We start from the raw sequence: 14,385 nt of genomic DNA, 5'->3' as shown, positions 1-14,385 counted from the left end.
GGCGCCTTTGAGGTCGCCAATGGACTGTTGCGGCAAGCGGTGAAAGCTATGATTCAATTTCGTTCGACACGTACGCCATGAGTTCATCGTCTAAGGCCTTCAAAGAGTCTTTGATTTCCCGCCTGCGCGCGCGGGCCTGTTCTATTTTTGTGTCACATTCTCGTTTCGCTTTGAATTCGAATGGACTGAAGAAAGAACGTCTGCTCTTAAGCTCTCGAAGTTCGTTCCCCAAACGGTCAAATTCATCTTCGAGCGCTTGTTTTTGCGACTTTTTAACAGGATTATCTAACCAATATTTGGCTTGGAGCTCTGCTTCTTTTTCAGCGCGCTCACGTTCCTTCTTCTTCTCGGGGTCGTATTCGTCACGCTTTGCCATGTCCTTTTCTAACTGTTCTCTCCGAAGCTGCTTTGCCTCATCGCTAAGGAAAAAGCCGTCGTTTGTTATTTGTTCGCTGGAGTGTCCGTAGTATCCGTAGTATCGGCGATTTGTTCGAACTTTGATACATAGCTCCTCGAGACTGCACAATATGCCCCAGCATCTTAAGAGCATCTCGTCTGTGGCAGTACCTTGTTTAGTGACTTTATTGTCAAAGAGGTCGATAGCTAAGCGAGCCGCTTTTATGCAACTATCGTACGCATCTATGCATAGATCAAAAGCTTCTTTTTCGTTGTCATAGTCGAAATCATCTGTCGCGTAGTAATCAAATACACGGACCTTGTTCCACCGTTCCGACCATGTGGAGCAGCCGTTGACCGCAGACTTTAGGATCGTGATTGCAGCATTGTAATACATTGATGAAATGTTGCGCGCTGCAAGACCGGAAAGGTCTTCGGTAAGGGCGCCGAGGAGATCTTCGATATTCTCGGGTATCTTGGCACTCTCCCCCTGCTCTTTGCTGAGCCTCTTTACGGCAGCCGTTTGTAATTCGCACACGGCCTCTATATTTTTCCATTGGAGTTCACGCGACTGTAGGTGACGAATGAGCCCCGATTGAATTAACTCTAGATTCTTCGCATTCGGTAGATTTGCAAGTTCCTGGCAGAAATAGTCTATCTCAGAGTTTGCGATAGCTCGCAAATGCTCAATGAAACCTATCGCTATGTTTAGCGCGGTGTTTATCTCATCAAAATCTGATGGGGCTCGATTTAGCTGCTTTAGCATATTAATGCATGCTGCATTTGATTCCGACAAGCGATCGTTGTCAAACGTGAGCTGCCAGTCTATCGCTTTTGCCTTTATTGACCATGCCTCGGCGTTCTTAAGATCAATCTCGAGGGCCATGGAGGCATATTTCTCAGCATCAGCGTTGTTACCGGCTTTTTGAGCGGTTCTGGCCAAGGCGAGATATCGATCGACATCTTCAGTGCGGTCTGTTTTCACTGTGCCTTCGACTTGGACAACACCTTCGACCATCATTTTCTTTGCGGTTTCAAGCGTATATTTCATTCCACAGCTTTGACAGACGAAAAAGTCTCCATCCTTGATAATCTCTGTGCTACCGCAGAGCTCGCATTGTAGCGCTTTCATTTCGATTGCTCCATTTCATACCCCTTGCTGTTCATTTCCCGTATTAGTTTCTGCTTTATCTCAAAAACGTCTTCCTTGTAAGGGAGATATAAGATGCCGTTTATATCGGACGGTTTTTCTATTGGTGGGTCGGCTTCTTTGAGAAGGATCGCGGTCCTAGACCTGCCGAATTTCATCAGTAGCATCCCAAGCTCCAAAACTACGTTCTGGCGAGCTCTTGGCTGCGGTCGATCCTGTTTATTCTTTGGATAGCCTATATCGTCCGGGGTCATAAGTACTATCCCGAAATTAGCGCAAGGGATGTATTCCATTAGTTGTTCGATTACTGTTCGGCCCCCTATAGGCTGATTATCGAGAAAAATAGGCTCGAGATTTAACTCTTCGAGAAGACGTTGGAGTTGGTTTCGTGCGGTTTTATCGTGGCCGTAAACAACGAAAACTTTGTTGTTTGGTTCATCAATGATTTCATCTTCGATGGCTTTTCGGACCTGATCAGCGTTATTTCCTTGACAAAAGAAGCCGCCGCTGTCGTAGACATATACGGCTGTTCCACTCTCGAGCTTTATTCGATAGCCAATAGTTTTGTATCTCCGGGTCGTTTTTACTGGAATTTCTTTTGAAATAAGAAGCGAGATTAATTTATCCTTATCGATCATTAGCTGTCCTTGCTTGCTTTAACCAGTGCTGCTCTTTGCCTTATCAATGAAGTCATGCGCAATATTTTCGAGTTCGCGCCTTCGATATCGTTTGATTCGATTGATTGCGATAGATCACGAAGTGCGCTCGATATTTCGTCTTCAACTTGAGCGCTTGCTTCACAACTGGCGGGGTCGGCAAGGCTTGAAGTTTCCAAGAAGCTGGTCATTGATGCGCGCAACTCTGAAGGTGATTCATCTAGAAGCAGTCTTAGCTGAAGTTCAAGGTTCTGCATGGATTGCGATTTGCTTGAAATTTGGTTTTCAATGGTAGATGCGTGAGATTCGGAAGCGCCTGTTGCGAAGAGCGTGGCTGTCGCAGCGCTTGCTAGCAGAAAACTGAGAATTGGAATTGCTGGAAGCGCCTCTGTTTTTAACGCGGACCCTAGTATGCCTAGCAACAATTGGACTGCAAACGATACGCCAATAACAAGTATCTTTGAGATACCAAATATCTTAAGATTCTTTTGGGGTCCAAATAACAAGGTTGAAACCACCAGGGCGAGCATGACCAAAGAGAATGCGCTCTCAATCCAAAAAGTGGTTGAGGGTCCAAATAAAAGTATTGTCACGCTTTCGATAGCTATGAAGAGGGCTACGGGGATTGCTGCAATATATGCCTGTGTGTTCTTCATTATGACCTCCGTGCTCCGCACTCGGGACAGAACTTCTCGGTTCCAGAGAAGCGATATCCACATTCGGAACAGAACTTTGCAGCACTTTGCTGCGAATTGGTATCCGCAGGGATGGGCTGCGTCGCGGACGTGCCGGTGGCTTGTGAGAGTGCATCGGTCATAACTGACCCCATGGTCCCGCCGACACCGGCCATTACGCCCAGACCAATTCCCATGTTTGCGTATTCGCCAGTCGCTTCGTTTTGGGCCATCTTTTCGGCAACATCGAAGCTGCGTTCCTGTTGATAGGTATAGCCTTCGATTTGCCGTTTTTCTGCGCGCGCTTTTGCGGAGATTACGGTGCGCTGCGCCGCAGTTTCTTGTTCGATAATGCTGACCTGTTGTTTTATCTGTGCTTCGCGTACGTCGGCATATTGCTTGAAATGGAGGTCCTTAAACTTCTCGTATACCGGATCACCTTCGGGTTTGACGATGGCGGTGACCAGCATTTGCGTTAATGAGAGGCCGTATGCGGCAAAGTCGGGAAGCAGCTTGTTCTTAAGCGAGTCGGATAACTCTTCAAGGTGTGCATCAAGTTCGAAAATGGAGAGTTTTTGTTCGGTAATTACTTGTGCCAGATGAGTTTTTACTCGAGTTTGCAGGAAAGCTTTGAAATAGCTGATCAGCTTGTCCTGGGAGAGCAAAGCTTCGGTTCCAACAAGCTTGAGAAGGAGCCTGCGGGGCTCTTTTACAGCAAGAGCCATCTCTCCGGACGCCCCGAGCGAGAGCGGAAATCCATAAGTCGGTTCCATGAACTGAATCTTGGAATTGGTTCCCCAGCGTATGCCCATCTGCTCGATGAGGTTAACAAAGTAGACTTCTGAGTGAAACGGGCTGACACCACCGGTCGTTATCTTCGAAATGCCGTTCAGTAACGGTAGATTTTGAGTCTCAAGTTCATGCCTGCCTGGTCCAAACGAATCCAGGGCCTGTCCATTAAGGAAGAAAATTGCTTCTTGGGTCTCGTGAACAATGAGTTGCGAGCCCGTATTGAAGTCTTCTGAGGGGTGTTTCCAGATAAAAGTTTGGTTATTGCCCTCATATTTGATGACATCCGTGATGCTCATAGTCCTCCTGCTTCCATGGTTAGTGATGTGGATTTGCTAAGATAGCCGCCGTTGCTACGACGGCAAAAGAAGTGCTGAGACCCAGGCGCAGGATGTCGCCGGGGTACAGCTGGGCGGGTGCGCCGGAGCTGATGTCGAGTTCGCTGTTATCGGCTGTTCGAATCAGATGCGTGCCGTTGGTCGAACCGAGGTCTTGTGCGTACCAAGCATTGTTCTCGGCGAAGATGCGGAGATGCTTGGCGGAGACATCCAGCCCAACATCGGTGACAGCGCCGTCTTCGAGTGCGAGCGCTCCGATGATGGAGCCCATGGCAGAAGGCTCAATGACATAAGGGCCCCCGACGACGAGTTCGTTGTCGATCCTGATAAGGCCGATCGCACGTTCGGTGCCCGTTTGTTTTAAATCGCATGGACAGAAAGAAATACTTGAGGGGGTAAACGACCTGACGTTCTCTGTGAATTCAAAGCGGTCCCTGATGTACGCGATAGCACGGGCCGGATCGCACCAACAGGCGGTCGAAACAACGAGCGTGATTGAGATAAGAGCCCTGTCATCTTTGTCTGGCTGGCTGCTGACGAGGCGCGAGGCGGCGTTCCGGTAAAGGAGCCCATTACGCCCACAGGCACCGAGCGCTTGAGCCATCGTGTCAGTCGCTGCCGCAATCATGGTATAGATGTCGGCGTTCGAATACCCTTTTTCCCGTAGCTTGTGCAGGATTTGATTCGATGCGCAGGACCAGTCGGCAAAGTAGCGATCTTCTAGGGAGCCCGGCTGCGAGTGCACAATCGTGCGCGAAAGCCAGCTGGTGTCCTGTGCCATTTGGGCGGTAGGCTGTCCATTTGTTAACGGCAGATCGGATAGTAACAGTTCGGCAAATGCGCGATGGCTCAGGGTAAATGAAGTCTTGAACAGGGAGAACATGACCTCGAGCGGTGTTTGCCGTCTTGGCATGACATTCTCCCTTCCTTGAACTTATTCGCTAAATAAAGGATAAGGGTGCCACTAGCCGATTTTACTGTGCAACAAATTGCATGTCGGTGAGCGGTCACGCCACCTGATGCGTTTGCTCCAGCATGAGAACTGGTTATCTTAGGGGCGCTATGCGGTCGCGTTTTGATTAGGATGGCACGACTCAGCCGCCCTTCGGGAAGCTGTGTCCCGGAATGGGCGCTCAGAGTGGGATGCAGTTTCCGCAAGGAGGTCCTGGGGGAAACCGTGCCCCGTTCTGATCCGAAATACTGGGACATAGTTTCCCTTTCATAACAGGAGAAGGCGCGCTGTCTGCAGTTGATTCAGACGGCGCGCCTTTTTGGTTGAGCTATGTTGAAGCTTGAAGCCAAAGCTTGTGGCTCCTTAGGAGCGGGCGGCTCCGTCGACGGGGAGCACGGCGCCCGTGACATAGGAGGACATGTCGCTCGCCAGGAAAACAAAGGCGTTGGCGACATCCTCGGGCTCGCCCATGCGACCCAGCGGAATGGTGGCGATGATGGGCTTGATGACCTCTTCGGGCAGGTTGGCGACCATGTCGGTCTTAGTCACGCCGGGGGCGACGGCGTTGACGCGGATGCCCATGGGAGCGAGCTCGCGCGAGAGCGACTGGACCATACCGTTGACGGCAAACTTGGACGTGGGGTAACCGACGCCGGAGGGCTGGCCGTACTTGGCGACCATCGAGCTTGTGGTAGTGATGGTGCCGCCGTGGCCGGCCTCGGTCATGATCTTGGCGGCAGCCTGGTGGCCATTAAAGACGGCGACGACGTTAAGGTCCATGACCTTTGCGAACTCCTCGGCCGTGTAGTCCAAGAGGGGTGAACGCTGGGAGATTCCGGCATTGTTGACGACCGTGTCCAAGCCGCCCATGTCGGCTGCAGTCTGCGTAAAGGCCTCAGTCACGGCCTCGAGCGAGGTGAGATCGCAGGAGCGACCCCAGACCTTGGCGTCGGGATAGGCGGCTGCCAGCTTCTCAACGGCCGTGTCGGCAGTCTCCTGGCGCGAGCCAAAGACGGTGACGGCAGCGCCTTCCTCGATAAAACGGCAGGCGATGGCATAGCCGATACCGCGTGTGCCTCCGGTGATGATTGCTTTCTTGCCCTCGAGCAACATGGTGCTTCCTCTCATCGCGGGCGGACATTCGCAGCACAGCGTAGCGGTAGTCGGAATCGGCCGCGTTTGCATATCGGTGAACGGTAGCCCGCGTTACCGATGAGCGGCTCGCGCAAATATGCTTTGCCGTTGTGCTTAGGGCAGGTGACAAAAGGGCTCCCGTCCCACATCGGACGGGAGCCCTCAAGGCGCGTATTGCTAGGCGAGCGTTGGACTAGTTCGCCATGACGCCTTCGGTCCAAGCCTCAACGTCCTCGATGCGCAGGACGTTGGCGACCTCGGCCACGCAGTCGACGCCGGCAAGCTCGGCGGCGGCAGCCTGGACGTCCTTCTCGAGCGCGCGGTGCGTCAGGAAGATGACCGAGCAGGCATCGCTGACGCCCGATTTGCCGTCCTCGACCTGGTTGATGAGCGAGATCGAGATGTTGTGCTTGGCAAAGATGTCGACCGTCTCGGACAGGGCGCCCACGCGGTCGGCGACTTTCAGGCGCACATAGTACTTGGTCTGGAGCTCGTCCATGGGCTTAAAGGTGAGGTTGTGGCCATAGGGCTCAATCTCGGGCAGCGGAGCCACGCCGCGGCTGATCTGCTCGGAGAGCGACAGGATATCGCCCACGACGGCGCTCGCGGTGGGGAAGGAGCCTGCGCCCGCGCCGTAGAACATGGTCTCGCCCACGGCGTCGCCTACCACGTAGACGGCGTTCATGGCGCCGTTGACCTTGGCGAGCATATGGTCTGCGGGGATCAGCGTGGGATGCACGCGAACGTCGACGCCAGCGTCGGTGTTGCGGGCGATGCCGAGCAGCTTGATGGTGTAGCCGAGCTCGCGGGCCTGGGCGATGTCCTCGGCGCCGATGGTGCGGATACCCTGCTGGTACACATCATCGGTGGTAACGCGGGTGCCAAAGCCGATGGAGGCGAGGATGGCCGTCTTGCTGGCGGCATCGAAGCCGTCGACGTCGGCGGACGGGTCGGCCTCGGCATAGCCCTTGGCCTGTGCGTCGGCGAGCGCGTCAGCGTAATCGGCGCCCTCGGCGTCCATGCGCGACAGGATGTAGTTGGTGGTGCCGTTGAGGATGCCGGCGATGGTCAGGATCTTGTTACCCACCAGGTCGTGCTCGAGTGTGCTGACAATGGGGATGCCGCCACCGCAGCTGGCCTCGCACTTAATCTGCACGCCGCACGCACGCGCCTTCTCGGCAAGCGTCTCGACATGGCGGCCCAGCAGGGCCTTGTTGGCGGAGACGACATGCTTGCCGTTCTCGAAGGCAGTGGTGAAGATCTCGGTTGCGGGATGCTCGCCGCCAATCAGCTCGACGACGATGTCGACGGCGGGGTCGGTGACGACATCGTGCCAGTCGCTCGTAAAGGCCTCGCGCTCAATGCCTGCCGCCTCGGCCTGCTCCCAAGCAAGCGCGCAGGCGCGGGTCAGCTTAAGGTCGATGCCGTAGGCTGCCAGGTACTCATCGTGGTGGCTCTTGATCAGACGGGCCACGCCGCCGCCGACGGTTCCCAGACCGATCAGACCGACGTTCACGGTGCGCAGGGGTTCGCTCATAGATAACTCCTTCGTGCATCTTATGGATGGATAAACCGCTTAAAGGTTGAGTGCATTCTAGCGTGAACCGGGGGCGCGTGCTCGCCAGGCAACAGGAGCCGCACAAAACGGCACCCCCGAAACGCTGCGGAAACATTGGAAACACGCTCGCTACAAACGGACTCCCGTAACAAACTGTCAACGTTTGCGCCATAAGGTTTGCCCTGTACCGCAAGACGGCCGCACCGCGGCCAGCGAAAAAGGGGGACACCATGTTCAACATCAACAGCACGCTCAGCCGTAGGAACTTTCTCGCCGGCGCTGCGGCGCTCGGCAGCACCGCCGCACTCGCTGGTTGCTCGTCGGGTGGCTCGGACGGCGGCACCGCCGATGACGGCAAGACCTTCAAGATCGGTGTCATCGGCCCTCTGACCGGCGCCGCGGCAACCTATGGCGTTTCGGCCGAGAAGGGTGCCAAGCTTGCCGCCAAGGATTTCTCGACCAAGGACCTCAAACTCTCGCTTAAGTCCGAGGATGACGTCGCCGACGGCGAGAAGGCTATCAACGCCTTCAATACCCTGTGCGACTGGGGCATGCAGGCGCTCGTCGGCCCCGTCACGACTGGTGCCGCCGTCGCTGTCTCGGGCGAGATCGCCGACGATATGCTCATGGTCACGCCCTCTGCTTCGTCCCTCGACGTCACCAAGGACAAGACCACGGTTTTCCAGGTTTGCTTTACCGACCCCACCATGGGCGCGAGTGCTGCCAAGTTTTTGGCCGAGAAGTATGCAGACGCCAAGATCGCCCTGTTCTACAACTCCGGCGATACGTACAGCTCGGGTGTTGCCGATGCCTTTGCCGAGCAGGCCAAGGAGTCCAAACTTGATATCGTCGATACCGAGACCTTTAAGGACGACTCTTCCACGAGCTTTACCAACCAGCTCACCAAGGCCAAGGAGGCCGGCGTCACGCTCATCTTTGCGCCGATCTACTACACGCCGGCGTCCGTTTTGCTCAAGAACGCCAAGGACATGGGATACGACATGACCCTCATGGGTACCGACGGCATGGACGGCCTGCTCTCCGTCGAGGGCTTCGACACCTCTCTTGCCGAGGGCGTGCTGCTCATGACCCCGTTCTCTGCCGACGATGAGAAGAACGCCGACTTCGTCAAGGCATATAAGGACGCCTACGACGAGACGCCCAACCAGTTTGCCGCCGATGCCTATGACTGCGTCCATGCGATTGTCGAGGCTATCGATAAGGCAAACATCGACATTACGGCCGACGGCGCCGACATTGCCGGCGATCTTGCCAAGGCCATGCGCAAGATCAAGATCGAGGGTCTGACGGGCGAGCTCACGTGGAACGACGAGGGCCAAGTCGAGAAGCCCGCTACAGCCTATGTGATCCAGGACGGCAAGTACATCGCCGCCTAAGTGCGCATAAAGCGCTACCGGTGAGGCCGTTTTAATCAGGGCAGGGACGCTTGCAACAGAATGGAAACATTACTTTTACACAATAAAGTGGCTAAACTGCATAAACCAATAGAAATACGCATAACTATGGATAAACGGACAAAACAAAAGAAAAGTTGAAATAATCGCCACTTTTCTCAACTAAAGCGTCTACTATTTTGCGAACGCCGAACACGGCGAAGGATGGCCTGTCGGGTAACCAAAACCCGACGAGATTTGAGAGGAGAGCCGCATGTCGAGCCTCACCGGTAAGTCATTGAACCCTGTTATGAATCGCAGGAGCGTTATCGCGAGCGCAGCAGGTCTGGGGGCGATGTCCATTCTAGCTGGCTGCTCCTCCAACGGCGGCGACAGCGGTTCCGCTTCGGGCGACGCTTCGTTTAAGATCGGCACCATCGGCCCGCTGACCGGTGCCGCCGCGTCCTACGGCAAGTCCGTTACCCAGGGCGTCGAGCTTGGCTGCAAGGACTTCTCCACCAAGGAGCTGCCGCTTGCCAGCAAGGCCGAGGACGACCAGGCCGACGGCGAGAAGGCCGTCAACGCCTTTAATACCCTGCTCGACTGGGGCATGCAGGCCCTTGTCGGCCCGACCACCACGGGTGCGTCGGTTGCCGTTGCCGCAGAGTGCGGTAACGACCCCAAGACGTTCATGATCACTCCGTCCGCGTCCTCCGAGGACGTCACCGACGGCAAGGATTGCGTCTTCCAGGTTTGCTTTACCGACCCCAACCAGGGCGTCAACGCTGCCAAGTTCCTGGCGCAGAAGTATGCGGACGAGAAGTTCGTACTGTTCTATAACTCCGGCGACGCCTATTCTTCGGGTATCGCAGATTCCTTTAAGGCCCAGGCCGCTGAGTCTAAGCTCGAGATTGTTGACGAGGAGACCTTTAAGGACGACTCTGCCACGAGCTTTACCAACCAGCTGACCAAGGCCAAGCAGGCCGGCGCCACCATGATCTTTGCGCCGATCTACTACACGCCGGCGTCCGTCCTGCTCAAGAATGCCAAGGACATGGGCTACGACGTCAAGATGATGGGCTGCGACGGCATGGACGGCATCCTGGGCGTTGAGGGCTTCGACACCTCTCTTGCCGAGGGTCTGCTGCTCATGACCCCGTTCTCCGCCGACGATGAGAAGAACGCCGACTTCGTCAAAGCTTACAAGGATAAGTATGGCGAGACTCCGGACCAGTTTGCCGCCGACGCTTACGACGGCGTGCACGCGGTGGCCGAGGTCCTCAAGGAGGCCGGTCTTGGTGTCGACGCCGACCCGACCGAGGTCGCCGAGAAGCTGCCCAAGGCTATGCTCAAGATTACCGTTGACGGTCTGACCGGCAAGCTCACCTGGAACGATAAGGGCCAGGTCCAGAAGGACCCCACGGCGTACGTTATCACCGACGGCAAGTACGTACAGGCCTAATAGACCGCCTTACATTGAGCGGTTTTGATCCCAAGCAGGGGAGGTTTTGGCCTTCCCTGCTTGCTTGGTATCTAGGGACAGTGTAACGTCCCTGTTTCATACATTAACTGGAAACCTATTCGAAAGGGGGATGTGGAACATGACGGTCTTTATCCAATACCTGGTCAACGGCCTGTCCATGGGCAGCGTCTACGCCATCATCGCGTTGGGCTACACCATGGTCTACGGTATCGCCAAGATGCTGAACTTCGCTCACGGCGACGTCATCATGGTCGGTGCCTATGTCTCGTTCTGTGCCACGTCGTATCTCGGCCTCCCGGGCTGGGCATCTGTAATTCTCTCTTGTGTGGTCTGTACCGTTCTCGGTGTTCTCATCGAGGGCCTGGCATACAAGCCGCTGCGTCAGGCGGGCCCGCTGGCCGTTCTGATCACGGCCATCGGCGTGTCCTACTTCCTGCAGAACGCCGCGCAGCTTCTGTGGGGCGCCACGCCCAAGAACTTCACTTCGCTCGTCACCCTCCCGGTGCCGGAGTTCTTGGCCAAGTTCAACGTGAGTGCCGTCTCGCTCGTCACCATCGTCGCCTGCCTGGTTATCATGGCCGGTCTGATGTTCTTTACAGGTAAGACCAAGATGGGCAAGGCCATGCGCGCCGTGTCCGAGGACAAGGCCGCCGCTCAGCTCATGGGCATCAACGTCAACCGCACCATTTCGATGACGTTTGCCATCGGCTCCGCCCTTGCCGCCATCGCCGGTGTGCTCCTGTGCTCCTACTCGCCGGTCCTGCAGCCCACCACGGGCGCCATGCCTGGCATCAAGGCCTTCGACGCCGCCGTCTTCGGCGGTATCGGCTCCATCCCCGGTGCCTTTGTCGGTGGCATTCTCATCGGCATCATCGAGGCGATGGCACAGGCTTACATTTCCACGAGCCTTGCCAACTCCATCGTCTTTGGTGTTTTGATCATCGTCCTGCTCGTCAAGCCTGCCGGCCTCTTGGGCAAGTACGTCCCCGAGAAGGTGTAGGTGAGCGTTATGAAGTTTCTTAAAGACAAGCAGACGCGTCACGACTTTGTCACGTACGCCATGTGCCTTGTGGCATTTGCCATCGTGTTCTTTATGCAGTCCAACCATATGATCCCGCGCATGATCGCCGGCCAGTTGGTTCCCATTACGGCCTACATCGTCATGGCCATTTCCCTCAACCTCGTCGTCGGCATCGCGGGCGACCTGTCGCTGGGCCATGCGGGCTTTATGAGTGTCGGTGCCTACACGGGCATCGTCACCGCGGTCGCCCTTGAGAGCGCCGTTCCCTCCGATCCGGTGCGCCTGATCATCAGCATTGTGGTCGGCGCTATCGCCGCTGCCATCTTGGGCTTCTTGATCGGTATCCCGGTCCTGCGCCTGAGCGGCGACTATCTGGCCATCGTGACCCTGGCTTTTGGCGAGATCATCAAAGAGATCGTTACCTGCCTCATTGTGGGCGTCGACTCCCGCGGCCTGCACGTGATTTTTAACATCACGGGCAACTCTACGATCGACGACCTGCACCTGCTCGAGGACGGCACCGCCATCATCAAGGGCGCCCAGGGCGCCTCGGGCGTGTCGACGTACTCGACCTTCCTCGCCGGTGCCATCCTGGTTATGGTCGCACTCGTGATCGTGCTCAACCTGGTTCGCAGCCGTACCGGCCGTGCCATTATGGCCGTGCGCGACAACAAGATCGCTGCCGAGTCCGTGGGCATCTCTGTCACCGAGTACCGCATGATCGCCTTCGTGGTTTCCGCCGCTCTCGCCGGCGCTGCCGGAGCCCTCTTCGGCGGTAACTTCTCGCAGCTTTCCGCTACCAAGTTCGACTTCAACACGTCCATCCTCATCCTGGTGTTCGTGGTCCTGGGCGGTCTGGGCAATATGCGCGGCTCCGTCATCGCGGCGGCGTTGCTCACGGTGCTTCCCGAGCTGCTCCGTCAGTTCTCGGACTACCGCATGCTCATCTACGCCATCGTGCTGATCCTGGTCATGATCTTTACCAACAACCCGCAGCTCAAGGCGTTCTTCGCACGCATTAAGGACCGCTTTGCTTCCAAGAAGGAGGTGGCAGCCGATGCCCAGTAAATTTGAGTTCAACAAGGGCAAGATGGTCCCGTATCCTTCTGGCGCCATCGTTCCCGACCGCGACCTGGGCCAGCGCCCGGCGCTCGAGTGCATCCACTTGGGCATTGAATTTGGCGGCCTTAAGGCAGTCGACGACTTTAGCCTGACCATCGGTAAGACCGAGATCGCCGGTCTGATCGGTCCCAACGGTGCCGGTAAGACCACGGTCTTCAACCTGCTCACCAAGGTGTACCAGCCCACGCACGGTACCATCCTGCTCGACGGTGAGGACACCTCGGGCAAGTCGGTCTATCAGGTCAACCGCATGGGTATTGCCCGCACCTTCCAGAACATTCGCCTGTTCAACACCATGACGGTGGAGGACAACGTCAAGGTCGGTCTGCACAACCAGGAGCGCTACTCCGGCTTTGAGGGCGTGCTGCGCCTGCCGACGTATTGGAAGCACGAGAAGGCCGCCCACGAGCGCGCCATGGAGCTGCTGTCCATTTTTGATATGGAGCACCTGGCAAACGAGCAGGCCGGCTCGCTGCCTTACGGCGCCCAGCGTCGTCTGGAGATCGTCCGCGCGCTTGCCACCAACCCCAAACTGCTGCTGCTCGACGAGCCTGCCGCCGGCATGAACCCGTCCGAGACCGCGGAGCTCATGGAGAACATCGTCAAGATCCGCGACACCTTTGGCATCGCCATTATGCTTATCGAGCATGATATGTCGCTCGTCATGAACATCTGCGAGGGCATCTGCGTGCTCAACTTTGGTAAGGTCATCGCCAAGGGCACGGCCGAGGAGATCCAGAACAACGATGCCGTAATTGAGGCATATCTGGGCAAGCAGGATAAGGGGGAGAACTAAATGGCAGAGCCGATGCTTTCCGTCTACAACATCAACGTCTGGTACGGCGCTATCCACGCCATCAAGGACATCTCCTTTAACGTCAACGAGGGCGAGATCGTGGCCCTGATCGGCGCGAACGGCGCCGGTAAGTCCACGACGCTTAAAACCATCTCGGGCCTGCTGCGTTCCAAGACCGGCTCCATCAAGTTTATGGGCGAGGACATTACCCATACGCCTGCCGATAAACTGGTGGGCAAGGGCCTGGCCCAGGTTCCCGAGGGCCGTCGCGCCTTTTTGCAGATGACGGTCGAGGAGAACCTGGAGATGGGCGCCTACACGCAGCCCAAGTCCACGGTGGCTCCGGGCCTTGAGCGCGTCTACGAGCAGTTCCCGCGCCTTAAGGAGCGCCGTCGCCAGGTCGCCGGCACCCTTTCGGGCGGCGAACAGCAGATGCTCGTTATGGGGCGCGCCCTTATGAGCAACCCCAAGCTGCTCATGCTCGATGAGCCTTCCATGGGTCTGGCGCCGATTCTGATTGAGCAGATCTTCCAGATTGTCGAGGACCTGCACAAGGCCGGTACCACGGTGCTTCTGGTCGAGCAGAACGCCCAGATGGCGCTTTCAATCGCCACGCGCGGCTACGTGCTCGAGACCGGCAAGATCACCATGACCGGCACCGGCCAAGAGCTCCTGCACGACGACAACGTCCGCAAGGCTTACCTGGGCGGCTAACTAGTTACGCGGTTTTACCAAACCGCGTAACGGCTCGACGCTGCAAGCCCGCCAGAGCGGCAATCTGCCTTTCAACTTCGGCGGCATGACCAGAAGGTCAATGCCGCCTCGTTTCAAGGCACCTTGCTCGCTCTGGCGGGTTTTCGCTCATATGACCCAATCCGCTGTCAAGAGCCACAATGGCCCCGCCGACCGCTTGCAATCGGTC

13 protein-coding genes are annotated in these 14,385 nt (G+C 56.4%); 6 read left to right on the top strand and 7 right to left on the bottom strand.

The window, feature by feature from the left end:
* Positions 1-46: 46 nt before the first annotated feature.
* From PMX72_RS05160 to PMX72_RS05130, 7 genes are all read right to left on the bottom strand, one after another.
* Positions 47-1,528, bottom strand: a complete 1,482-nt coding sequence (locus tag PMX72_RS05160) for a hypothetical protein (protein WP_271729312.1) — start codon at positions 1,526-1,528, stop codon at positions 47-49.
* A complete protein-coding gene (locus PMX72_RS05155) occupies positions 1,525-2,184 on the bottom strand; it encodes a TIR domain-containing protein (RefSeq protein WP_117774097.1) in 660 nt (219 codons plus the stop codon). The genes PMX72_RS05160 and PMX72_RS05155 overlap by 4 nt, the downstream gene beginning before the upstream one ends.
* Positions 2,184-2,858 (bottom strand): hypothetical protein, encoded by a 675-nt coding sequence (locus tag PMX72_RS05150; RefSeq protein WP_117840154.1) that lies wholly within the window; start codon positions 2,856-2,858, stop codon positions 2,184-2,186. Before PMX72_RS05150 ends, PMX72_RS05155 begins: the two co-directional genes overlap by 1 nt.
* Positions 2,858-3,964 carry an SPFH domain-containing protein gene (locus PMX72_RS05145; protein ID WP_117774286.1) on the bottom strand — a complete coding sequence of 369 codons (1,107 nt, stop codon included), beginning with the start codon at positions 3,962-3,964 and terminating at the stop codon, positions 2,858-2,860. Before PMX72_RS05145 ends, PMX72_RS05150 begins: the two co-directional genes overlap by 1 nt.
* A 19-nt stretch (positions 3,965-3,983) precedes the next feature.
* Positions 3,984-4,916: an FHA domain-containing protein gene (locus PMX72_RS05140; RefSeq protein WP_271729311.1), complete on the bottom strand. Its 933-nt coding sequence runs from the start codon at positions 4,914-4,916 to the stop codon at positions 3,984-3,986.
* Between the two features lie 402 nt (positions 4,917-5,318).
* A complete protein-coding gene (locus tag PMX72_RS05135; protein WP_271729310.1) occupies positions 5,319-6,068 on the bottom strand; it encodes an SDR family NAD(P)-dependent oxidoreductase in 750 nt (249 codons plus the stop codon).
* A gap of 214 nt (positions 6,069-6,282) precedes the next feature.
* Complete coding sequence (locus tag PMX72_RS05130) at positions 6,283-7,626, bottom strand: homoserine dehydrogenase (protein ID WP_271729309.1); 1,344 nt, start codon at positions 7,624-7,626, stop codon at positions 6,283-6,285.
* Positions 7,627-7,877: 251 nt separating this feature from the next.
* Here PMX72_RS05130 and PMX72_RS05125 point away from each other — a divergent pair, with 251 nt between their 5' ends.
* From PMX72_RS05125 to PMX72_RS05100, 6 genes are all read left to right on the top strand, one after another.
* A complete protein-coding gene (locus tag PMX72_RS05125) occupies positions 7,878-9,044 on the top strand; it encodes an ABC transporter substrate-binding protein (RefSeq protein ID WP_271729308.1) in 1,167 nt (388 codons plus the stop codon).
* Between the two features lie 271 nt (positions 9,045-9,315).
* Positions 9,316-10,503 carry an ABC transporter substrate-binding protein gene (locus PMX72_RS05120; RefSeq protein WP_271729307.1) on the top strand — a complete coding sequence of 396 codons (1,188 nt, stop codon included), beginning with the start codon at positions 9,316-9,318 and terminating at the stop codon, positions 10,501-10,503.
* A 139-nt stretch (positions 10,504-10,642) separates the two neighbouring features.
* Complete coding sequence (locus PMX72_RS05115) at positions 10,643-11,524, top strand: branched-chain amino acid ABC transporter permease (RefSeq protein ID WP_148346424.1); 882 nt, start codon at positions 10,643-10,645, stop codon at positions 11,522-11,524.
* Positions 11,525-11,533: 9 nt separating this feature from the next.
* Complete coding sequence (locus tag PMX72_RS05110; RefSeq protein ID WP_118405310.1) at positions 11,534-12,613, top strand: branched-chain amino acid ABC transporter permease; 1,080 nt, start codon at positions 11,534-11,536, stop codon at positions 12,611-12,613.
* Positions 12,603-13,463 carry an ABC transporter ATP-binding protein gene (locus PMX72_RS05105; protein WP_089573307.1) on the top strand — a complete coding sequence of 287 codons (861 nt, stop codon included), beginning with the start codon at positions 12,603-12,605 and terminating at the stop codon, positions 13,461-13,463. The genes PMX72_RS05110 and PMX72_RS05105 overlap by 11 nt, the downstream gene beginning before the upstream one ends.
* On the top strand, positions 13,464-14,177 hold the full coding sequence (locus tag PMX72_RS05100; RefSeq protein ID WP_199407859.1) for an ABC transporter ATP-binding protein: 714 nt from the start codon (positions 13,464-13,466) through the stop codon (positions 14,175-14,177).
* The last annotated feature ends 208 nt before the right edge of the window (positions 14,178-14,385 follow it).

The organism is Collinsella aerofaciens (assembly GCF_028207065.1).
GTDB lineage: Bacteria > Actinomycetota > Coriobacteriia > Coriobacteriales > Coriobacteriaceae > Collinsella > Collinsella aerofaciens_AR.
Note: the sequence above shows the minus strand (reverse complement) of the source record. Positions and strands in the feature narration are given on the sequence as shown.